Below are 20,719 nucleotides of genomic sequence, written 5' to 3'. Positions count from 1 at the left end.
TAGCATTTATTCGGCAATCAACCTTCGATTTGGCAATAACGCGACCGAAAGTCATAAAAAAGGAACGGTTGGAAGCCCCCGTCAGTCACTCATTAGGCAACTCGACGATCGCCAGGTGCCGTGCCTGGACGCATTTTCCCACGTCCGACGAGGAGTTTACGACTGATGAGTATCAAGAAGCCTGGCGCCACGAAGAGCGCATTGGCCGGGACCGACACCCTGGACCGAGGCAACACCAATACCAAGCTCGACAGCCTGGAAACCTTCCGTTCCGACGCCACCGATCAGGCCCTGCGCACCAACCAGGGCGTCAAGGTGTCGGACAACCAGAACACGCTGAAAGTCGGCGCCCGCGGGCCGTCGTTGCTGGAAGACTTCATCATGCGTGAGAAAATCACGCACTTTGACCATGAGCGCATCCCGGAGCGCATTGTCCACGCCCGCGGAACCGGCGCCCACGGTTTTTTCCAGTCTTACGAAAACCATTCGGTGTTGACCAAGGCAGGTTTCCTGCAGGACCCAGGCAAGAAAACCCCGGTCTTCGTACGATTCTCCACGGTGCAAGGCCCGCGCGGGTCGGGCGACACCGTGCGCGACGTACGTGGTTTCGCCGTGAAGTTCTTCACCGACGAAGGCAACTTCGACCTGGTGGGCAACAACATGCCGGTGTTCTTCATCCAGGACGCGATCAAGTTCCCCGATTTCGTCCATGCGGTGAAACCCGAGCCGCACAACGAAATACCCACCGGCGGCTCGGCCCATGACACCTTCTGGGATTTCGTGTCGCTGGTGCCGGAGTCGGCGCACATGGTGATCTGGGCCATGTCCGACCGGGCGATCCCGAAAAGCCTGCGCAGCATGCAGGGTTTTGGCGTGCACACCTTCCGGCTGATCAATGCCGAGGGCAAATCCAGGTTCGTCAAATTTCATTGGCGCCCGACGGCGGGGACCTGCTCGCTGGTGTGGGATGAAGCGCAGAAACTCGCCGGCAAGGACACCGACTACCATCGCCGCGATCTCTGGGAAGCCATCGAAATGGGCGACTACCCGGAATGGGAGCTGGGCGTACAAGTGATCGAGGAAGAAAACGAACACGCCTTCGATTTCGACATTCTCGACCCGACCAAGATCATTCCCGAGGAAATCGTCCCGATCACGCCGCTGGGCAAGATGGTGCTCAACCGCAACCCGGACAACTTCTTCGCCGAGGTCGAGCAGGTTGCATTCTGTCCGGGACACATCGTGCCCGGGATCGACTTCTCCAACGACCCGTTGCTGCAGGGCCGGTTGTTTTCCTACACCGATACGCAAATCAGCCGACTCGGTGGGCCGAACTTCCACGAAATCCCGATCAACCGTCCGGTGGCACCCTTCCACAACGGCCAGCGTGACGCACTGCACCGCACCACCATCGATAAGGGGCGCGCGTCCTACGAGCCGAACTCCATCGACGGCGGCTGGCCGAAGGAAACTCCGCCTGCTGCCCAGGACGGTGGGTTCGAGTCCTACCCCGAGCGCATCGACGCCGCCAAGATCCGTCAGCGCAGCGAGTCGTTCGGCGATCATTTCTCCCAGGCGCGGTTGTTCTTCAACAGCATGAGCCCGCACGAACAAGAGCACATCATTGCCGCCTACAGCTTCGAGCTGGGCAAGGTCGAGCGCGAGTACATCCGGGCGCGGGAAGTGAACGAGATCCTCGCCAACATCGACCTCGGGCTGGCCGGGCGTGTCGCGCAGAATCTAGGGTTGCCGGCACCGAAAGCCGGGACGGTGGAGGTACCGAAAACGTCGCTGGAGCGCTCGCCGGCGCTGAGCCAGGCCAACCTGTTGCCGGGCGATATCAAGACCCGCAAGGTGGCGATCCTGGCGGCCAACGGGGTGGATGGCGCGGCCATCGATGCGATGAAAAAAGCCCTCAAGGCCGAAGGCGCGCATGCCAAACTCCTCGGCCCCACCTCGGCTCCCGTGAAGACGGCGGATGGCAAGATGCTGCCGGTGGATGCATCGATGGAAGGCATGCCGTCCATTGCGTTCGACGCGGTGTTCGTACCGGGCGGTGCGGCTTCGATCAAGGCATTGAGCGGCGATGGCGTCGCCCTGCATTACCTGCTCGAAGCCTATAAACACCTGAAAGCGATTGCCCTGCACGGCGAGGCGAAACAGTTGCTGGATGTGTTGAAGCTGGAGGTGGATGAGGGGTTGATCGTAGGGACGGATGCCAAGCTGCACAAGGCGTTCTTCGACGCCATCGGGCAGCATCGGGTGTGGGCACGGGAGCCGAAGGCCAAGGCGGTTCCGGCTTGAGGTCTTTGTAGGCAGGAAGTCAGCTATCGCTGGCAAGCCAGCTCCCACAGGGGCGATGCAATCAACTGTGGGAGCTGGCTTGCCAGCGATGCTTTCAGGGCTTACGCGGACTCAGCACGATCTGCGCCGGCACCGTGCGCACAATCTGCTTGCGCAGCTCCAGTTCAAACCCCGAATCCAGTTTCTTCACCCGCTTGGTCAGCAAGGTCGCCAGCCATGGGTAGTCATCCGTGCGCGGCACCTGGATGCTCACATCGCATTGGTAGTTCACGGTATCGGCAGCGATGGCGTCCAGTTGTCGCCGAAGTTTGCCCATATCGGTGAGATTCAATGCAACGGTCGTGCTTTCAGCCGCCGGATCGATCACCTTCGCCGCCGGGCGTGCCTCGGCCGCCAGCAGCGCCGCCTCGGCCCTGTCGAGTTCAGCCTTGCGCGCATTGACAATGGCGTTGTTGACCCCGCCCGTCAGCGCCGGAGCCTTGGGCATCAGCACCCGTGCACGGCTCAGGGCGGTGGCGGCGGCATTCACGTCGCCCTTCTGCAGCACGATCTGGCTGCGGCGCAGGTAGGCTTCGGCCAATTGCCGCTGGTACTGCTCAAGGGACTGATCGTTGGGGGATTCGGCCTGCAAGGCTGCCAGCTGGCCTTCGGCAGTGGCCAGTTCGCTGCTGGCGAGGCTTTGCTCAAGCTGTGCGATGGCCGAAGCCCGCGCATCAGTGGCCTCGGGGGCCGCCGGCGGCGTGCTTTGGCAGGCGCCCAGTAGCAGCGAAAACGCGACAAGGAGCAGATAACGGGAGGCGAACGGCTTCATTCCTGCGACTCTCTATTTGCGCAAAAAACGAGCAAGTCTACACCCCTCGACGGGGCAGGACAAAACTCAGCAGAAACAGTGCGGCGGCCGTTACCACGATCGACGGGCCTGCCGGGGTGTCCTTGAACCAGGACAACGCCAGCCCGCCACACACCGCGAGCATGCCCAGCAGGCTTGCACCCAGCGCCATCTGCTCCGGCGACCGGGCGTGACGTTGTGCCGCAGCGGCAGGGATGATCAGCAGTGACGTAATCAGCAACACACCGACGATTTTCATCGCTACGGCGATCACGACGGCGATCAGCAGCATCAGGGTCATGCGCAGCGCCGGCACCGGCAAGCCTTCCACCCGCGCCAGTTCTTCATGCACCGTGATCGCCAGCAAGGGCCGCCACAATGTCACCAGCAACACCAGCACCGCCGCGCTACCGCCGAGAATCCACGCCAGATCGGTGGGACTGATCGCCAGCAGGTCGCCGAACAGATACGCCATCAGGTCGATCCGCACTTCGTGCATGAAGCTTAGTACGACCAGGCCGAGCGAGAGCGTGCTCGGTGCAAGAATTCCCAGCAGGGTGTCCGACGCCAATGGCTGGCGCTGTTGCAGGGTCACCAGCAGCACCGCCAACAGCAGGCAGCCGACGGTCACCGCCACCGTCGGGCTGACATCCAGCAGAAAGCCCAGTGCCACGCCGAGCAATGCCGCGTGCGACAGCGTGTCGCCGAAATACGCCATGCGCCGCCAGACCACAAAGGACCCCAACGGCCCCGCCACCAGCGCCAAAGCCAGACCTGCAAGCAGGGCATAAAGCAGAAAATCAGCCATGCTTGCAGCTATCTCCGTGAACGTGGGGTTGGGCGGCAGAGGACGCGGTGACCACCGAGCCATGCAAGTCGTGAGCGTGGTCGTGATGGTGGTGATAAATCGCCAGGCTCGGAGCGTTCTTGCCGAACAGTTCGACGAACGCCGGGTCGCCGCTGACCTGCTCGGGGTGGCCCGAACAGCAGACGTGCCGGTTGAGGCAGACCACCTGGTCGGTGGTGCTCATGACCAGGTGCAGGTCATGGGAGACCATCAGCACGCCGCAGCCGTGGCGGTCGCGCAGTCGGGTAATCAGGCTGTACAGCTCGGCCTGACCTGCGACGTCGACCCCCTGCACCGGCTCGTCGAGCACCAACAGTTCAGGTTCGCGCAACAGGGCCCGGGCCAGCAGCACCCGCTGCATTTCGCCGCCGGACACACTTTGTACCGGGCTGTCGATCACCTGCTCGGCACCCACTTCCCTGAGTGCCGCCAGCGCACGGGCGCGATCCACCCCCGGCACCAGGCGCAGGAAACGCAGCACCGACAGTGGAAGCGTCGGATCAACGTGAAGTTTTTGCGGCATGTAGCCGATGCGCAGTTTCGGCTTGCGCCAGACGCTGCCACTGTCGGGCTTCAACAAGCCGAGCACCGCCCGCACCAGCGTGGTCTTGCCGGCACCGTTGGGGCCGATCAGGGTGACGATCTGCCCCGGCTCGACACTCAGTGCGATGTTATCCAGCACCGCCTGGCCGGCAAACGTGACGGCAACCTGCTCGAGGCGGATCAGCGCGTTGCTCATCACGCCCCCTGGCAACCCGAGCAGAGGCCGACCACTTCCACGGTCTGACCTTCGACGACAAACCCGACCTCCCTGGCGCTGCCGACAATCGCGTCGCTGATGGATTTCTGTTCGAGCTCGATGGCGGCATGGCATTCGCGGCAGATGAGGAACTGCCCCTGGTGCGCGTGTTCGGGGTGATTGCAACCGACGAAGGCGTTGAGCGAGGAAATGCGGTGCACCAGGCCGTTTTCCAGCAGGAAGTCCAGCGCACGGTACACGGTTGGCGGCGCGGCACGGCGCCCGTCCTGGTCACTCAGCACCGCCAGGATGTCGTAGGCGCCCAGTGGCTTGTGGCTTTGCCACACCAGTTCCAGCACCCGACGGCGCAGCGCAGTCAGGCGCAAGCCTTGCCGCGCACACAGGGCATCGGCCTCCGACAGGGCGCTGTGAACGCAATGTGAGTGGTCGTGGGGACGGCTGGCAATCGGTGTAATAGGCATGAGCGGAGACGAGTTTAGTGAGAGACGTTATTATGTTACCCGTTCTTTCATCTTCGAGTGGTCATCGTGTCCCGACTTTTTTCCATCTTTGTCGCTTTCGTCGCAAGTTTTCTGTTCATCGGTGCTGCCCAGGCCGAAGTCAAAGTGCTCACCAGTATCAAGCCGCTGCAGCTGATTGCCGCTGCGGTACAGGACGGCGTGGCGATCCCCGAAGTGCTGCTGCCGCCCGGTGCTTCACCGCACAATTACGCACTGCGCCCATCCGACGTACGGAAGGTGCAGTCGGTGGATCTGGTCTACTGGATCGGTCCGGACATGGAAGGTTTCCTGCCTCGCGTGTTGAAGGGTCGTACGTTGCCGAGCGTCGCCGTGCAAGATCTGCCGGGTCTGAAGTTGCGTCATTTCGCCGAGGACAGCCACTCCCACGCTGAAGAAGCCGACGAACATGACCACGATCACCGCCCGGGCAGCCTGGATGCCCATCTGTGGTTATCGCCAGTGAATGCCCGGGTGATTGCGACGAAAATGGCCGCTGACCTGAGCGCCGCCGATCCGGACAATGCGCCGCGCTACCAGAGCAACCTGAAAGCCTTCGATGAACGTCTGGATGCACTGGACCTGCGCCTGAAGGACCGTCTGGCAGGCGTCGCCGGCAAGCCGTACTTTGTCTTTCATGAAGCATTCGATTACTTCGAGGACGCTTACGGCCTGAAGCACACCGGCGTCTTCAGTGTCGCCGCTGAAGTGCAACCCGGTGCCCAGCACGTCGCCGCCATGCGCACCCGCTTGCAGGAAGTCGGCAAGACCTGCGTGTTCAGCGAGCCACCGTTGCGCCCGCGCCTGGCCGAAACCCTGGTGGCCGGGCTCCCGGTGAAGCTCGCGGAACTGGATGCGCTGGGCGGCTACACCCCGGCCACAGCCCAGGGTTACGAGCAGGTGCTGGAGAAGTTGGGGAATGATCTGGCGGGGTGCCTGGAGTCGCTTTGATCAAAAATTGAGGTGACCTTATCGCGAGCAGGCTCGCTCCAACAGGGGATTTCATTCGCACTGAAGATCCAATGTGGGAGCGAGCCTGCTCGCGATGCTTTTAGAGGGCAAAAGGCAGTGGCGTACTGACCTTCTGCCGCTGCGCCAGGCGCAACTGGAACTCCATCGGGTCGTGAATCAGCACGTCCTGCCCGGCGAAGGATTCCGCCGCAATCAGGCGCGATAACCAGAACCGCACACATGCGACGCGCAGCATGGTCGGCCATAGCTCGGCTTCGGCGGCAGTGAATGGCCGCAGCGCTGCATAGGCGCCCAGCAACGCCCGCGCCCGTGGCCCGTCAAGCAGCCCGTCGTCATCCGAACACCAGTCGTTCAGGGCAATGGCCACGTCATAGAGCATCGGCCCCGAGCAGGCGTTGTAGAAGTCGATCAACCCGGTCAGGTGCGTGCCTTCGAACATCGCGTTGTCACGAAACAGGTCGGCGTGGATGTTTGCCCGAGGCAACGCCAGAATTTTCGCTTTCTGCTGCGTGATCTCGTCCAGCGCCCGTCGCAGCAGATCGCTCTGCTCGGCATCGAGATGCGACAGCAGTTGCGTGCCCTCCTCCAGCATCCAGTCCAGGCCACGATCGGTTTTGCGCTTGATCATGTTCGCCTGGGTCGCCAGATGCAGATGACCGAGCAACTCGCCGACCTGGGCGCAATGCTGGGCGTTGGCCTGCTTGATGTGCTTGCCGGCCAGGCGCGGTTGCAGCAGCGCAGGCTTGCCGGCCAGTTCGCGCAAGGCGACGCCGTCGGTGGTGCGCAACGCGTAAGGCACCGGCAGGTTGGCCTCATGCAGCACATCCAGCAGCTCGATGAAGAACGGCATCTCCTGCACCGGCCCCCGCTCGACCAGGGTCAGGACGAATTCGCCCTGTTCCAGGCTGATGAAGAAGTTGGTGTTTTCGCTACCGGCGGCAATCCCCTGGAAATCGAGCAGGCGGCCGAGCCCGTAAGGGGCGAGAAAGGTTTCCAGCTCGGGCCGAGCCAGCGGGGTGAACACAGACATGTTTTAACTGCCAGTACGGGCGCCGCCAGGGAGCGGGCGCCAATTGAAATTAAGAAATTACTTCCATTCGAAAATCTTCCACGCCGGAATCAGCATATCCGGCTGATCCGAGCGGATGAAGTTACCGTCCGATCCATCGGCGCGCACCAGAAAGTACGGCTTGCCTCCCCTCGGCGTCACCTGGATGGCGTACAGGAAACCATTCTGGCGGTATTCCTTGATCGTGTTATCGCCTTCGGTACGGATGGTCACATCCGGTTCCGGCGATGGCGCATCATCCGCGGCCATCACGGCCAGCGGTGCAATTGCAAACAAGCCAGCCAGCAACAGGCGATTTAGTGTACGCATGATAACCTTGTCCCTTTGTCGTCAACGGTCCCGCTATTCTAGCGCCGGACCCGCCGAAAAGGTTGATCCTGCTCATGAGCCAAGCCCCCCTCGTCCTGGTCGACGGTTCTTCATATCTGTACCGGGCCTTTCACGCGCTGCCCCCGCTGACCACCTCCAAAGGCCTGCCGACCGGAGCGGTCAAAGGCGTGTTGAACATGCTCAAGAGTCTGCGCAAGCAGTACCCGGACAGCCCCTTCGCGGTGGTGTTCGACGCCAAGGGCGGGACATTTCGCGATGAAATGTACGCCGAGTACAAGGCCAACCGTCCGAGCATGCCCGATGACATGCGCGTTCAGATCCAGCCGCTGCACGACAGCGTCAAGGCGCTGGGCTTTCCGCTGCTGTGCGTCGACGGTGTCGAAGCCGACGACGTGATCGGCACCCTGGCCCGCAGCAGCGCCGCCGCCGACCGCCCGGTGGTGATCTCCACTGGCGACAAGGACATGGCGCAACTGGTCGACGGCCACATTACGCTGGTCAACACCATGACCGGTAGCGCGCTGGACGTCGAGGGCGTGAAGGAGAAATTCGGTGTCGCTCCCGAGCAGATCATCGACTATCTGGCGCTGATGGGCGATTCGTCCGACAACATCCCAGGTGTTCCCGGCATCGGGCCGAAGACCGCGTCCGGCCTGCTGGTGGGTGTGAACGGTGGCCTGAACGAGCTCTATGCGCAGCTGGACATCGTCCCGACCCTGCCGATCCGTGGCGCGAAAACGCTGCCGGCCAAGCTCGAAGAGCACAAGGAGATGGCATTCCTCTCCTACCAGCTGGCCACCATCAAGATCGACGTCCCGCTGGACATCGGCCTCGACGACCTGCAAATGGGCGAGCCGGATCACGACGCCCTCGCCGAGCTCTACACCTTGCTGGAGTTCAAGAGCTGGTTCGACGAGAACCAGCGCGACGCCAAACGTTCCGGGCAGACCGTGTCCGCGCCCGTGGTGGAGGAAGCCGCTGGCGAAACCGAGCACCAATACACCACGATCCTGACCCAGGCCGATTTCGACCTGTGGCTCAACAAGCTCAACGACGCCAGCCTGTTTGCCTTCGATACCGAAACCACAGGCCTCGACGCGCAACAGGCGCAACTGGTCGGCCTCTCGTTCGCGGTCAAGGCCAACGAGGCCGCCTACATCCCGTTGACCCACTCCTACATGGGCGTGCCGGACCAACTGGACCGCGACACCGTGCTGCGCGCACTGAAACCGATTCTGGAAGACCCGAACAAGCTCAAGGTCGGCCAGCACGCCAAGTACGACATGAACATCCTGGCCAATTGCGCCATCGGCGGTGACCAGAACTGCGGCATCAATGTGCAGGGCATCGCCTTCGACACCATGCTCGAGTCCTACGTGCTGGACTCCACCGCGACCCGTCACGACATGGATAGCCTGGCGCTGAAGTACCTGAACCACACCACCATCGGCTTCCAGGACATCGCCGGCAAGGGCGCCAAGCAGTTGACCTTCGACCAGATTGCCCTGGAAGTGGCCGGGCCTTACGCCGCCGAAGACGCTGACGTCACGCTGCGCCTGCATCAGACCCTGCAGGAAAAGCTCAACGCCATTCCAAGCCTGGGCAAGGTGCTGAGCGAGATCGAAATGCCGCTGGTGCCGGTGCTCGCCCGGATCGAACGCCAGGGCGCGCTGGTCGATGCCAACCTGCTGGGGATCCAGAGCGTCGAACTGGGCGAGAAAATGGTTGCGCTGGAGCGTGAAGCCTTCGCCATTGCCGGCGAGGAATTCAACCTCGGCTCGCCGAAGCAGTTGGGCGTGATCCTCTACGAAAAACTCGGCCTGCCGGTCCTCAGCAAAACCGCCAAGGGCCAGGCTTCAACCGCCGAAGCGGTACTGGCGGAACTCGCCGAGCAGGATTACCCGCTGCCCAAGGTGCTGATGCAGTACCGCTCGATGAGCAAACTGAAAAGCACCTACACCGATCGCCTGCCGGAACAGATCAACCCGCGCACCGGGCGGATCCACACCTCCTATCATCAGGCCGTGGCGGCGACCGGGCGTTTGTCGTCCAGTGATCCGAACCTGCAGAACATTCCGATCCGCACCGCCGAAGGCCGGCGGATTCGCCAGGCGTTCGTGGCCCCCAAGGGCTACAAGCTGCTGGCGGCGGACTACTCGCAAATCGAACTGCGGATCATGGCGCACCTGGCCAAGGACGAAGGTTTGCTGCACGCCTTCCGCAACGACCTGGACGTGCACAAGGCCACCGCTGCCGAGGTATTCGGCGTTGAACTGGCGCAGGTGACCACCGATCAGCGTCGCAGCGCCAAGGCGATCAACTTTGGCCTGATCTACGGCATGAGCGCGTTTGGCCTGGCCAAGCAGATTGGCGTCGACCGCAAGCAATCCCAGGCGTACATCGACCGTTATTTCACCCGCTACCCAGGTGTCCTGGCGTACATGGAGCGCACCCGCGCCCAGGCGGCCGAACAGGGTTTCGTCGAAACCATCTTCGGCCGGCGCCTGTACCTGCCGGACATCAATGCGAAAAACCCGGCCCTGCGCAAAGGTGCCGAACGCACGGCCATCAACGCCCCGATGCAAGGCACCGCGGCGGACATCATCAAGAAAGCCATGGTGGCTGTGGATAACTGGCTGACGAGCTCGGGCCTGGACGCCAAGGTGATCCTGCAAGTGCACGACGAACTGGTGCTGGAGGTGCGCGAGGACCTGGTGGATCAAGTGCGCGAGGAGATTCGCCAGCACATGAGCCAGGCCGCGACGCTGGACGTGCCGCTTCTGGTGGAAGTGGGTGTAGGCAATAACTGGGATGAGGCGCACTGATCCGATCAGCGGCCGCCTGTAGGAGCGAGACTGCTCGCTCCTACATGGATGCTTTTGTTGCGGCATAGTGTCGCGGCGCAGAGGCTTATTTCGGAAAATGAGCGGGTTTATTTCAAATGGTTTCTGAACACCCGGAACTAAACCTGTGAACCACGACTCAGAGTAACTGAATGGCTGGTGAAGCCGTTCATTGCTCCTATGTTGTGTTAAGTGTTGGCAGATATTCGGACCCCGCCCTAGCGGTCCGGAACTTGAACCCCGGAACTTCCCCCTCCCCATAAGAAGTCCGGGGTTTTTTTTGCCTGCGATTTACTGCTCGGCCGGTTCTGCGCCCTTGTCCGCCAGTTCCAGCCAGCCCGCCAGTACAGTGTAGGCGTCTTCCAGGCCCATGCGCTTGGGCGCCGAAAACAACTGGATGGTGATCGCATCGCCCCAGCCTTTGCGAATGTCCGACTGGACCTTGAGCAAGACGTTTTTTGCCGCGCCGTAGGTCAACTTGTCCGCTTTGGTCAGCAGAATGTGCATCGGCATGCCACTGGCCACGGCCCAATCGAGCATCAGCAGGTCGAAATCGGTCATTGGATGACGGATATCCATCATCAGAATCAACCCTTTCAAACTCTCGCGACCGCCCAGATAAGCTTCCAGGTGACGCTGCCAGTGCTGCTTGAGCGGGATAGGCACTTTCGCGTAACCGTAGCCCGGCAGGTCGACCAGACGACGATCATCGTCTAGCTTGAAAAAGTTGAGGAGTTGCGTGCGCCCCGGCGTCTTGGAGGTCCGCGCCAGGCTGGCATGCGTCAGGGTGTTCAACGCGCTGGATTTACCGGCATTGGAACGCCCGGCGAAGGCCACTTCGAAGCCTTCGTCGTCGGGACATTGGTCGACTTTGGCAGCGCTGAGCATGAAGGTGGACTGTTGGCACAGGCCGAGGATGGGATTCTTGAGTTGCATGGGATTTCCGATGTGGGCGGCGCCGGGAATGGACGCGGCAAGCGGTGTCGTTTCCGTTTCAGTAGCGCCAGTATATAATGCCGCAGATTTTGTGTGCGCTTTGTCCCAGCGTAGGATGAAGTTCACGAGAGCGATTGACCTTGATTGCGCATTAGAACGCAGAACGCTCTCAACCCTGAAAAGGTCGTTTTATGACGAAATGGCTGCTAGCTGCCGGTGTCCTGATACCGCTTTACAGCGCTCAGGCTACACAGGATCCGGAAGCTGTGTACAACCGTGTTTGTGGTGCCTGTCATTCCGGCCAACTTCCCATGGCGCCCCGAAAAGGCGATCGGGAGGCTTGGACGCCGAGGTTGGCGAAAGGTATGGAGACGCTGGTGCAACACGTGACCCAGGGTTTCAAGGCGATGCCGCCGCGTGGTTTGTGCATGGACTGCAGTGCCGAGGATTACCGAACCGTCATCCAGTGGATGAGCGAGTGATCCCGGTCCATAACTCTTAACCCTTAGCCGTAGTTGGATTAGCTGATGAACAAATTGATCGTGAGTCTGCTGTTGACCGTGGGGATCTCCGGCATAGCCCATGCTGCAGGTGATGCGACAGCGGGTCAGGCGAAAGCCGCCGTGTGTGGCGCCTGTCATGGCCCGGATGGCAACAGCATGGCGCCTAACTTTCCGAAACTGGCAGGTCAGGGCGAACGTTATCTGAACAAGCAGCTGCACGACATCAAGTCCGGCAAACGCACGGTACTGGAAATGACCGGGCTGCTGACCAACCTGAGCGATCAGGACCTGGCCGATATCTCCGCCTACTTCGCCAGCCAGAAAGGCAGTGTTGGCGCCGCCGATCCGAAGATCGTGGCTCGCGGTGAAGCACTGTTCCGTGGTGGTGACCTGGCCAAGGGCCTGCCAGCCTGCACCGGCTGCCACGCCCCCAACGGCGCGGGCAACGCGGCAGCCGGCTTCCCGCACCTGGGCGGCCAGCACGCTCAGTACGTGGCCAAGCAGCTGACCGATTTCCGCAAGGAAGAAGGCGGCCGCAACAACGACGGCGATGCCAAACCCATGCAAAGCATCGCCAAGCGCATGAGCGATGAAGACATCGCCGCAGTGTCCAGCTACATTCAAGGGCTGCACTGAGAGCAGTGTATCGAGCGGCGTGCAGGCGATAGACCTCCTGTCACGTTAACGCTCCATTAATCTGTCTCGGCAAGTATAAAAAGGGTGGCTCAGGCCGCCCTTTTTTGTGGCCGCTGCCGTTACACTACAGAACTCAAGCCCGCCATGGCCTGTCTGAAAACAGGTCGCGCGAGGCGACCCCATTTGTCCAGGAGTAAAGCATGCGTAATCTGATCATCAGCGCCGCATTCGTCGCTGCCAGCCTGTTCGGCATGACTGCACAAGCCGCCGAAACACCTACCGCCCCCTACGTCGAACTGGCCAACCCGGTGGCGGTTGCGGTGCCTGGCAAAATCGAAGTGGTGGAGCTGTTCTGGTACGGCTGCCCGCATTGCTACGCCTTTGAACCGGTGATCAATCCCTGGGCCGAGAAGCTGCCTTCGGACGTCAATTTCGTGCGCATCCCGGCCATGTTCGGCGGCCCATGGGATGCACACGGCCAGATGTTCCTGACGCTGGAAGCCATGGGCGTCGAGCACAAGGTCCACGCGGCGGTGTTCAATGCGATCCAGAAAGAGCACAAGAAGCTCGTCGACAAGAACGAAATGGCCGACTTCCTGGCCACCCAGGGCGTCGACAAGGACAAGTTCCTGGCAACCTTCGACTCCTTCGCCATCAAGGGCAAGATCGTCCAGGCCCGTGAACTGGCCAAGAAATATGAAATCACTGGCGTTCCAACCATGATCGTCAACGGCAAGTATCGTTTCGACATCGGCTCTGCCGGCGGTGCCGAGAACGCACTGAAGCTGGCCGACCAGCTTGTGGACAAAGAGCGAGCGGCGAACAAGGCTGCCTCCAACTAAGCCCGGCAACCGCCATGCGCCGCTGGGGAACTGAACGTGTCGTTGGCCTGCATGATCCGCGGGTCAACGATCACCACCTGGAATCGACGGGTCTGCCCGCAGACAGCCGTCTGCGCCTGCTCAGCTTCAACATCCAGGTGGGCATCAGCACCGAGCGCTATCGGCATTACCTGACCCGAGGCTGGCAACACCTGTTGCCGCACACCGGGCGTGCCGACAACCTGCAGAAAATCGGCAACCTGCTCGGCGACTTCGACCTGGTCGCCCTGCAGGAGGCCGATGGCGGCAGCCTCAGAACCGGCTACGTCAACCAGGTGGAACACCTGGCCCAGCTCGGCGCCTTCCCCTACTGGTATCAGCAGCTCAATCGCAACCTGGGGCGTTTCGCCCAGCACAGCAATGGCGTGCTCAGCCGTCTGCGTCCGTGGGCCATCGAAGACCACCCGCTGCCCGGCCCCAAGGGTCGCGGCGCTATCCTGGTGCGCTTCGGCGAAGGCCCGGAAGCCCTGGTGGTGGTGATGATGCACCTGGCGCTCGGCGCTCGCACCCGCAGCCTGCAACTGGCCTACATCCGCGAGTTGATCGGCGACTACAAGCATCAGGTGCTGATGGGCGACATGAATACCCACGCCAGTGACCTGCTGCAAAATTCGCCGTTGCGCGACCTCGGCCTGCTGGCGCCGCAACTGCAAGCGACCTTTCCCAGTTGGCGCCCACAGCGCTGCCTGGACCATATTCTGCTGAGCCCGAGCCTGACGCTTGAAAAAGTCGAAGTGCTGGCTCAACCCATTTCCGATCACCTGCCGGTCGCGGTAGAGATTCGTCTGCCGGGTTCGCTCACGGCCGATGCATTGCCCGCGTTGAGTCCTGCCCTTCGCGGAACCGATGAATGAGCGACGAAACACAGCGCTGGAAAGAGAAATACCTCAAAAGCATCGAACAACAGGAAAAGCTCGAGCGTCGCTGGGACGCCCGCCTCGACCTGTTGCGGCGGGGGCTGGTGCGCAGCACCCTCGCAGCCGAGGGCACCGACCGCGCCGTTGACCAGTGCATGAAGGAAATGCGCGACGTCATCCGCAGCGATGAAATGGATGCGGGCCTGGCCGCGCTGCTGCCTCGACTGGAAAAAGCCGTGCTCGACTCCGAGCAGCGTCGCGAGACCCGCGTCAACCAGACCAGTGTCGCGCTGAACGCACTCGTGACACAGTTGCAAACCTTGCCGTTGCCACGGGAAGTCAGCCGACCGCTGAAGAGCTTCGCCAAACACCTGGACACACGCGTCAGCCAGGCACGCGAGATCCCGCTGCTGCTCAGCGAACTGAGCGGGCTGCAGGGCAAGGCCTTGAGCCAGCTGGAGCATCCGGCGGAGCCCGGCCGGCCAAGCTTGTTGCAGCGCCTGTTCGGTCACAGGGAGGGCGAAGACGCCCCTCAACAGACAGCACCGGCAGCACCGGACCCCCCCGTGCACACCGCGCAACCTGACGAGGGCATCGAAGAGGCGGCAGAAATGCCCCCTGCTACGCGTTCGCAGGCGCCTGTCGAACCCGCACAGGCGGTTGAACAGCCTCCCGTAGCACCGTCGCACGAACAACCTGAAGAGACGGTCGCGCAGGTGCTCGAAGCAGCGCCGGCAATGCCGACACCCGAGCCTGCCGTGGCCTATGTCCCCCCGGTTCATGCGCCGGAGCCTGCCGCGCCCACGGCCGAAGCGGTTGAGACTGAAGAACCCGATCCCCAGCCAGCTCAACCATCGGCTGTCGCGCCGGCTGCCCCGATGCCTCTGCAGGAGAACCCGGACGAACTGACCCCCGAGGTGTTTCTCGACCGGCTGCCCCTGCCCCCGGCCATGGCCCAGGCCTTGGCGGCTATCGATCCGGAACAAGCCGAGCAGGATATTCTCTACGCGCTGCCTGATTCGCCGGAACCGTCCTACAGTTCCGTCGCCAAGCACATCGAAGACACCCTGCTGGGCCTGCTGGATGACCTGTCCCTGCCGGAACGTCACCGCCCGCAAGCCGAAGCCATGCGCGATCGCCTGCAAAACGGGTTGAACTGGTACGAGCTGCTGCCGATCCTCGACGATCTGGCCACGCTGATGCTGGCGATCAACGACAGCGGCCAGCACGAATTCGAAGTCTATCTGCAGCAGCTCAATGAGCGCTTGGGATCATTCCAGAGCAACCTCAAGGCCGCCAGTGATGGCCACGCCGACAACCTGTCTGCGGCACGCGAAATGGACACGCAGATCCGTGAACAGGTCGACGGCCTGCAAACCAGCGTGCAGGACGCGGCGGATCTCGAAGATCTCAAGCACGTGCTGGAGAACCATCTCGAAGGTCTGCTGGGGACCATGGACCAGCACCGCCAGCAGCGCGACGAACGCGAGCAGGAAGTGGCGGCGCGCCTCAAAGGCCTGGCCGAACGCGTGGCGCATATGGAGCAGGAGGCTCTGGGCTACCGCGAGCACCTTGAAGAGCAGCGCCAGAAAGCCCTGATCGACCCGCTGACCACCCTGCCCAACCGGGCTGCCTGGAGCGAACGGCTGGAGTACGAAATCAGCCAGTGGCAGCAACATGGCAACACCTTGTTGCTGGCCATTCTCGACCTCGATCACTTCAAGCGCATCAACGACAACTATGGTCACCTGGCAGGCGACAAAGTCCTGAAAATCATCGCCAGCGTGCTGCGCAAACGCCTGCGGGGCACGGATTTCATCGCCAGGTTCGGGGGTGAGGAGTTCGTGCTGCTGATGCCAGGCACGGTGCCCGCCGTCGGGGCAAAACTGTTGGAAAAGTTGCGCTCATCGATCGAAGCCTGCCCGTTTCACTTCAAGGGTGAGCCGGTCACCATCACTGTTTCCATGGGCATGACCGCTTTCAGACCCGGCGAGCACAGCGATCTGGTGCTTAAAAGAGCCGATCAGGCGCTCTACCGAGCCAAACACGCAGGCCGCAACCGGATCGAGCTGGGCTGACAGGCCATTTGTCCCATTTTGTTGAAATCGGCTCGGTCGGCGGCCACGGCGCAGGACAGTACGTTACACTGTTGCATTACCGTCTTGCGCGTTGCCTTTTGCCATGAAATTTTTCGCTCTCATCCTGTCGTTGGTCCTGCTGGCCGGATGCACCAGTGGCCCCCGGTTCGACACCAGCCACCCTTCCGTCAATCACGACAGCCGCATTCAGTTCGTGGTGGTGCATTACACCTCCGCGTCCCTTGAACGTTCGCTGCAACTGCTGACCCACGGCGAAGTCAGCAGCCATTACCTGATCGGCGACGACAAGGACGCCACCGTCTACAAGCTGATGGACGAGAGCCTGCGGGCATGGCACGCGGGTGAAAGCGAGTGGCAGGGCCGGACGTGGCTCAACTCCAGCTCCATCGGCATCGAGATCGTCAATCCCGGATTCAAGGAGATGCCCGATGGCCAGCGCTTCTGGTATCCCTACAGCGAAGCTCAGGTGCAGTCATTGATCGTCCTGCTCAAGGACATCAGTCAACGGTACGCCATCAACCCGCGCAGCATCATTGGCCACAGCGACATCGCGCCCTTGCGCAAACTCGACCCCGGACCGCTGTTCCCCTGGAAACGCCTGGCGGCCGAAGGTCTGGGGATCTGGCCGAACGAGCAGGCCGTGGCGCGCCAGCAAGCGCAATTCAACGCACAATTGCCGAGCATCAGTTGGTTTCAGGCTCAGTTGGCGCGCCTGGGTTATGCCACGCCGCAAACCGGCGAACTGGATGTCGCGACCCGTCATGTGATCGCTGCCTTCCAGATGCATTTCCGTCCGTCACGCTTTGACGGCCTGCCCGACGCGCAAACCGCCGCGCTACTTCAGGTGTTGAATCAGACAAAATAATGACGCCCGCCCGACGGTCAACGCGCTTTCTCAAACAGCAGCTATAACTCATTGGTAATCCTTCGGATCTACCATCATGCCTGCTGCTCGAGAGACGCTTCGTAGCTGGTTTTATCGCCCCTGGTTGTTGGCGATGCTGGCGGCTGTCCTGAGCACCTTGCTGCTGTTGACGGGCAGCATGTTCGTCGCCCTGAATCAGATCGAGCAGAACGAAAGCCTTGAAATGAATGCGCAGGGTGAGCGCTTCCTGGCGCGCCTGGAGCAGTTGTTCGGGCAACTGCGCGAAAGCCTCGATGATCTCGAAGCCCAGCCGCTGCGCATGTGCAGCGATGAAATGATCGCCACCCTGCAACAGGTCACGTTCAACTACCGCTTCGTCTACGAAGCCGCGTTCATGGACGGTTCGCGGATCTGTTCCAACCGCCCGCGTCAGGAAGGCTTGTCGATGGTACGGCCACCGGACATCAAGGACCCGGCCTACAGCTACTGGCTGAACACCTCCACCGAACCCGATGAAAACCGCGCCGCGCTGATGCTCGGACGTGGCAATTTTCGCGTCGCCACCTCTCGCGGCCACCTGACCGACATGGTCGACCTGTCGCCGGGCAGCAGCCTTCTGGTGGTGTTGGATCACGGCAAGCGAGCCATTCCGGTGCTGGGCACGGCGCAGGCCTGGCCGCCCGCCGAAGCCTGGCCACCGGACAGCCGCGACGCCTTGCAGGTGACCCAGACCCGGCTGATCTATCGCATGCCGACCGACAACCCCGAATACCAGTGGGTGCTGATATCGCCGCGCACCGGTCGGCATGTGCCCACCGCGTGGTGGTGGCTGGGGCCGGCCAGTGTCATCGCCGGGCTGTTCGTGGGCTTCATGGTGTTTCTGCTGGTGCGCCAGCGCCAGTCGCTGGATGCCGAATTGGCCGGTGCGATACGACGCGGGGAGCTGCAGGTGTTGTATCAACCGATCTTCAACCTCGACAACCGTCATTGCGTCGGGGCCGAAGCCTTGCTGCGCTGGCGCCGGCCAGACGGCACCCTGACCAGCCCCGACCTGTTCATTCCGATGGCGGAAAACACCGGACAGATCCGCCAGATGACCGATTTCGTCCTGCAACGCCTGCTCGAGCAACTGGGTCATTTGCTGCGGGCCAATCCGCAGCTGTACATCTCGGTCAACCTGGCGGCCTGTGATGTGATGGTGCCGCGCATCGGCCAAGTGATGGCGCGACTGTTGACCCTGCATCGTGTGGCCGCCAGGCAGATCGCCTTTGAAGTCACCGAGCGCGGCCTGATCGACGTGGAGATCGCCCGTGGAAACCTCCAGGCGCTACGCGATGTCGGGCACCAGGTGCTGATCGACGACTTTGGCACCGGCTATTGCAGCCTTGCGTACCTGCAGACCCTGCCGGTGGACTGTCTGAAAATCGACAAGGCGTTCATCGATGCGCTGGGGCATGACGCCGCCAGCAGCGGCGTGGCACCGCACATCATCCACATGGCCCAGGCCCTGCAGCTCAAGGTGATTGCCGAAGGCATCGAGCATGAAGCCCAGGCCGCATTCCTGAGCAGTGAAGGGGTCAAGTTCGGCCAGGGCTGGTTGTTCGCCCATGCCCTGAGCGCCGTGCAGTTCATCGAGCTGATTACCCGAGGTCGGCGCCTGGCCGCCCGGCGCATCGATGACGAAGCCTGAAGCGGATCAGACGGTCAGCGCCATGTAGAACTGGGTGCCCTGCCCCGGACGCGAGTAAACCCCCATCCTTCCACCGTGCAACTGCACGATTTCCTTGCACAGCGCCAGGCCCAATCCCGCGCCGCCCTTCTTGCGCCCGACCTGCACGAACGGCTCGAAGATCCGCCCCTGCTGGCCATAGGCAATGCCCTCACCATTGTCTTCGACGCTGATGATCACGCGCTCGGCATGCCGTCGCGCCTGCAGGCGGATCTGGCCGTCGGTGCCGGTATGGCGCAGGGCGTTGTCGATCAGGTTGTCCAGTACGCGCTCCAACTGCGGCTGGTCGGCCTGCAACCAGGGTAACGGCCCCTGCAGTTCCACCAACAGGTCGATGCCCTTCTTCTGCGCCGCCTCGGCAAACCGCAAGCGGGCCTGCTCCAGCAAGTCCTCGATGGAACACGGCGCCAACGTGAGTTTCTGCAAGCCGTTCTGATAGCGGGAGAAATTCAACAGATCGTTGATCAACTGCATCAGACGCTGCATTTCCTCGTTTACCGTGTCCAGCAGGTCCGCTTCCCGCGAGTCCGCAGGAAAATGCGCCCGCTCGCGGAACAGCCCGAAGGCCATGTGCATGCCGGTGACCGGTGTGCGCAGCTCATGGGAGGCGCGCAAGACGAATTCGCTGCGCACCCGCTCGAAGGCGCGCTGCTCGGTGACATCATGCAGCACCATCACGGCGCCCAGGATATGCCCCTGGGTATGACTGACCGGCGTCAGGCTGTACGTCAGCAAGCGCGACTCGCCATCGACCTCGATACTCAAATCCTCCGGCACCCGCTCCAGCGTGCCGCCGCGCAACACCAGTTGCAGCTGCTGATCCAGTTCCGGTCGGCCGAGCGCCACGCCGAGCCCTTTACCCAGGGACTCGCGGTCCCAGCCCAACTGACGCTGTGCCACCGGGTTGAGGTGTTCGAGGTGGCCGTCGCGATCGATCATCAGCAGGCCGTCATCGATGCTGTCGAGCACCGCTTGCAAACGCTGCTGGCCGGCGAGCAATTCGTCGACGTTGGTCGCCTGATGCTCACGCAGCGCTTCGGCCATGAGACCGAAGCGCCTGGTCAGCTGATTGATCTCGGCAGCGGAGGACACCGGCAACATCACCTCGAAGTTGCCTTGGCCAATATTGTCGGCGGCCTTGGCCAGGGCTTCGATGGGCGCACCAAAACGTCGGGCGATCGCCTGTGCCGTGACGAAGCCGATGATCAGCACCGCCAGCCCCACCAGGCCGATCAGCCCGGCAATCAGCAGCGCCCGTTCCCGGGCCTGGCGCTGCATGTCATTGATGTTTTCCAGCGCGTGCTTGTGCTCGGTGATCAGCCCGTTGCGCAACACGTTGAATTTTTCCGTGAGGTCTTCATTGCCACTCAGCACATGGGACGGTTCACTCGAGCGCCCCAGAGCCTGGAGAAATTCCACGTAATCGTTCTTGGCCTGCAGGAAACCAGACGGGTGCCCGTCGCCTTGATCATGGGCGATACCCTCCTCCAGCAGTTGGAAATAACGCTGTTTGGACGCTTCGAAGGCCACCGGATCGGGCTTGTCGCCCATCAGCAGGATCAACTGGTCGCCCAGGGTCTGGCGCAATTTCAGCCCCAGGTCCAAGGTAACGAAGTTGTCGCGTACCAGCGCTTCCTGGGTGCCGGCCATCTGCATCACGCTGACCATCCCGAGCAACAGCCCCAACAGCGCGACGGTGATCAGTGCGGAGATACTCAGAAACAGCCGAGTACGCAACTTCATCGCCAGTTTCATGGCCCCG

At 62.0% G+C, this 20,719-nt stretch carries 18 protein-coding genes; 10 read left to right on the top strand and 8 right to left on the bottom strand.

Translation table 11 applies throughout. The features are described 5' to 3' along the window. The first annotated feature begins 165 nt into the window (after positions 1 to 165). The gene (gene katE, locus QIW53_RS12265) at positions 166 to 2,304 is read left to right on the top strand and encodes a catalase HPII (RefSeq protein WP_371049877.1); all 2,139 of its coding nucleotides are present in this window, start codon (positions 166 to 168) and stop codon (positions 2,302 to 2,304) included. A 94-nt stretch (positions 2,305 to 2,398) separates the two neighbouring features. Here the strand turns inward: katE and QIW53_RS12260 are convergent, their stop codons facing one another. From QIW53_RS12260 to zur, 4 genes are read right to left on the bottom strand one after another with little or no spacing between them, the layout of a single operon-like run. Beyond that, positions 2,399 to 3,115, bottom strand: coding sequence for a PA5502 family lipoprotein (locus tag QIW53_RS12260; protein WP_371049876.1), 717 nt, complete (start codon positions 3,113 to 3,115; stop codon positions 2,399 to 2,401). Positions 3,116 to 3,152: 37 nt separating this feature from the next. Further along, the gene (znuB, locus tag QIW53_RS12255) at positions 3,153 to 3,941 is read right to left on the bottom strand and encodes a zinc ABC transporter permease subunit ZnuB (RefSeq protein WP_192307312.1); all 789 of its coding nucleotides are present in this window, start codon (positions 3,939 to 3,941) and stop codon (positions 3,153 to 3,155) included. Continuing rightward, positions 3,934 to 4,719 carry a zinc ABC transporter ATP-binding protein ZnuC gene (znuC, locus tag QIW53_RS12250; protein ID WP_371049875.1) on the bottom strand — a complete coding sequence of 262 codons (786 nt, stop codon included), beginning with the start codon at positions 4,717 to 4,719 and terminating at the stop codon, positions 3,934 to 3,936. The genes znuB and znuC overlap by 8 nt, the downstream gene beginning before the upstream one ends. Then, positions 4,719 to 5,201 (bottom strand): zinc uptake transcriptional repressor Zur, encoded by a 483-nt coding sequence (zur, locus tag QIW53_RS12245; RefSeq protein ID WP_371049874.1) that lies wholly within the window; start codon positions 5,199 to 5,201, stop codon positions 4,719 to 4,721. The genes znuC and zur overlap by 1 nt, the downstream gene beginning before the upstream one ends. Positions 5,202 to 5,267: 66 nt before the next feature. Here zur and znuA point away from each other — a divergent pair, with 66 nt between their 5' ends. Continuing rightward, a complete protein-coding gene (gene znuA / locus QIW53_RS12240) occupies positions 5,268 to 6,188 on the top strand; it encodes a zinc ABC transporter substrate-binding protein ZnuA (protein WP_371049873.1) in 921 nt (306 codons plus the stop codon). Positions 6,189 to 6,288: 100 nt separating this feature from the next. Here znuA and QIW53_RS12235 read toward each other — a convergent pair whose 3' ends face one another. Together QIW53_RS12235 and QIW53_RS12230 are read right to left on the bottom strand one after the other, a co-directional pair. After that, a complete protein-coding gene (locus QIW53_RS12235) occupies positions 6,289 to 7,239 on the bottom strand; it encodes a homoserine kinase (protein ID WP_371049872.1) in 951 nt (316 codons plus the stop codon). A 57-nt stretch (positions 7,240 to 7,296) separates the two neighbouring features. After that, entirely contained in the window at positions 7,297 to 7,587 is a 291-nt protein-coding gene (locus QIW53_RS12230) for a DUF2782 domain-containing protein (protein ID WP_371049871.1), read from the bottom strand. A gap of 74 nt (positions 7,588 to 7,661) precedes the next feature. Between QIW53_RS12230 and polA the strand changes: the two genes are divergently transcribed. After that, positions 7,662 to 10,433 carry a DNA polymerase I gene (gene polA / locus QIW53_RS12225; RefSeq protein WP_371049870.1) on the top strand — a complete coding sequence of 924 codons (2,772 nt, stop codon included), beginning with the start codon at positions 7,662 to 7,664 and terminating at the stop codon, positions 10,431 to 10,433. 309 nt (positions 10,434 to 10,742) lie between these two features. Here the strand turns inward: polA and yihA are convergent, their stop codons facing one another. After that, positions 10,743 to 11,387: a ribosome biogenesis GTP-binding protein YihA/YsxC gene (gene yihA / locus QIW53_RS12220; protein WP_371049869.1), complete on the bottom strand. Its 645-nt coding sequence runs from the start codon at positions 11,385 to 11,387 to the stop codon at positions 10,743 to 10,745. Between the two features lie 191 nt (positions 11,388 to 11,578). Here yihA and QIW53_RS12215 point away from each other — a divergent pair, with 191 nt between their 5' ends. The 7 genes from QIW53_RS12215 (at position 11,579) to QIW53_RS12185 (ending at position 18,918) form a co-directional block, all read left to right on the top strand. Next, positions 11,579 to 11,869 carry a c-type cytochrome gene (locus QIW53_RS12215; RefSeq protein WP_371049868.1) on the top strand — a complete coding sequence of 97 codons (291 nt, stop codon included), beginning with the start codon at positions 11,579 to 11,581 and terminating at the stop codon, positions 11,867 to 11,869. A 45-nt stretch (positions 11,870 to 11,914) separates the two neighbouring features. Beyond that, a complete protein-coding gene (locus QIW53_RS12210) occupies positions 11,915 to 12,526 on the top strand; it encodes a c-type cytochrome (RefSeq protein WP_371049867.1) in 612 nt (203 codons plus the stop codon). Positions 12,527 to 12,726: 200 nt separating this feature from the next. After that, positions 12,727 to 13,368, top strand: coding sequence for a thiol:disulfide interchange protein DsbA (dsbA, locus tag QIW53_RS12205; RefSeq protein ID WP_371049866.1), 642 nt, complete (start codon positions 12,727 to 12,729; stop codon positions 13,366 to 13,368). Between the two features lie 14 nt (positions 13,369 to 13,382). Further along, positions 13,383 to 14,261, top strand: a complete 879-nt coding sequence (locus QIW53_RS12200; RefSeq protein WP_371049865.1) for an endonuclease/exonuclease/phosphatase family protein — start codon at positions 13,383 to 13,385, stop codon at positions 14,259 to 14,261. Continuing rightward, a complete protein-coding gene (locus QIW53_RS12195) occupies positions 14,258 to 16,342 on the top strand; it encodes a GGDEF domain-containing protein (protein ID WP_371049864.1) in 2,085 nt (694 codons plus the stop codon). The genes QIW53_RS12200 and QIW53_RS12195 overlap by 4 nt, the downstream gene beginning before the upstream one ends. A gap of 103 nt (positions 16,343 to 16,445) precedes the next feature. Beyond that, entirely contained in the window at positions 16,446 to 17,228 is a 783-nt protein-coding gene (locus QIW53_RS12190) for an N-acetylmuramoyl-L-alanine amidase (protein ID WP_371049863.1), read from the top strand. A gap of 76 nt (positions 17,229 to 17,304) precedes the next feature. Next, a complete protein-coding gene (locus tag QIW53_RS12185; RefSeq protein WP_371049862.1) occupies positions 17,305 to 18,918 on the top strand; it encodes an EAL domain-containing protein in 1,614 nt (537 codons plus the stop codon). Between the two features lie 6 nt (positions 18,919 to 18,924). Here the strand turns inward: QIW53_RS12185 and QIW53_RS12180 are convergent, their stop codons facing one another. Then, the gene (locus QIW53_RS12180; protein WP_371049861.1) at positions 18,925 to 20,712 is read right to left on the bottom strand and encodes a KinB sensor domain-containing domain; all 1,788 of its coding nucleotides are present in this window, start codon (positions 20,710 to 20,712) and stop codon (positions 18,925 to 18,927) included. Between the last annotated feature and the right edge of the window lie 7 nt (positions 20,713 to 20,719).

Origin of the sequence: Pseudomonas fluorescens (genome assembly GCF_041354075.1) — a bacterium.
Taxonomy (GTDB): Bacteria; Pseudomonadota; Gammaproteobacteria; order Pseudomonadales; family Pseudomonadaceae; genus Aquipseudomonas; species Aquipseudomonas fluorescens_CE.
Note: the sequence above shows the minus strand (reverse complement) of the source record. Positions and strands in the feature narration are given on the sequence as shown.

Excerpts from the sequence above, each read along its gene's own strand:
- QIW53_RS12185 (WP_371049862.1), top strand. The coding sequence starts at position 17,305 with ATGCCTGCTGCTCGAGAGACGCTTCGTAGCTGGTTTTATCGCCCCTGG.
- QIW53_RS12180 (WP_371049861.1), bottom strand. The coding sequence starts at position 20,712 with ATGAAACTGGCGATGAAGTTGCGTACTCGGCTGTTTCTGAGTATCTCC.
- QIW53_RS12215 (WP_371049868.1), top strand. The coding sequence starts at position 11,579 with ATGACGAAATGGCTGCTAGCTGCCGGTGTCCTGATACCGCTTTACAGC.
- zur (WP_371049874.1), bottom strand. The coding sequence starts at position 5,201 with ATGCCTATTACACCGATTGCCAGCCGTCCCCACGACCACTCACATTGC.
- znuB (WP_192307312.1), bottom strand. The coding sequence starts at position 3,941 with ATGGCTGATTTTCTGCTTTATGCCCTGCTTGCAGGTCTGGCTTTGGCG.
- yihA (WP_371049869.1), bottom strand. The coding sequence starts at position 11,387 with ATGCAACTCAAGAATCCCATCCTCGGCCTGTGCCAACAGTCCACCTTC.
- QIW53_RS12210 (WP_371049867.1), top strand. The coding sequence starts at position 11,915 with ATGAACAAATTGATCGTGAGTCTGCTGTTGACCGTGGGGATCTCCGGC.
- QIW53_RS12235 (WP_371049872.1), bottom strand. The coding sequence starts at position 7,239 with ATGTCTGTGTTCACCCCGCTGGCTCGGCCCGAGCTGGAAACCTTTCTC.
- QIW53_RS12230 (WP_371049871.1), bottom strand. The coding sequence starts at position 7,587 with ATGCGTACACTAAATCGCCTGTTGCTGGCTGGCTTGTTTGCAATTGCA.
- znuC (WP_371049875.1), bottom strand. The coding sequence starts at position 4,719 with ATGAGCAACGCGCTGATCCGCCTCGAGCAGGTTGCCGTCACGTTTGCC.
- QIW53_RS12195 (WP_371049864.1), top strand. The coding sequence starts at position 14,258 with ATGAGCGACGAAACACAGCGCTGGAAAGAGAAATACCTCAAAAGCATC.
- QIW53_RS12260 (WP_371049876.1), bottom strand. The coding sequence starts at position 3,115 with ATGAAGCCGTTCGCCTCCCGTTATCTGCTCCTTGTCGCGTTTTCGCTG.
- QIW53_RS12190 (WP_371049863.1), top strand. The coding sequence starts at position 16,446 with ATGAAATTTTTCGCTCTCATCCTGTCGTTGGTCCTGCTGGCCGGATGC.
- QIW53_RS12200 (WP_371049865.1), top strand. The coding sequence starts at position 13,383 with ATGCGCCGCTGGGGAACTGAACGTGTCGTTGGCCTGCATGATCCGCGG.
- polA (WP_371049870.1), top strand. The coding sequence starts at position 7,662 with ATGAGCCAAGCCCCCCTCGTCCTGGTCGACGGTTCTTCATATCTGTAC.
- dsbA (WP_371049866.1), top strand. The coding sequence starts at position 12,727 with ATGCGTAATCTGATCATCAGCGCCGCATTCGTCGCTGCCAGCCTGTTC.
- katE (WP_371049877.1), top strand. The coding sequence starts at position 166 with ATGAGTATCAAGAAGCCTGGCGCCACGAAGAGCGCATTGGCCGGGACC.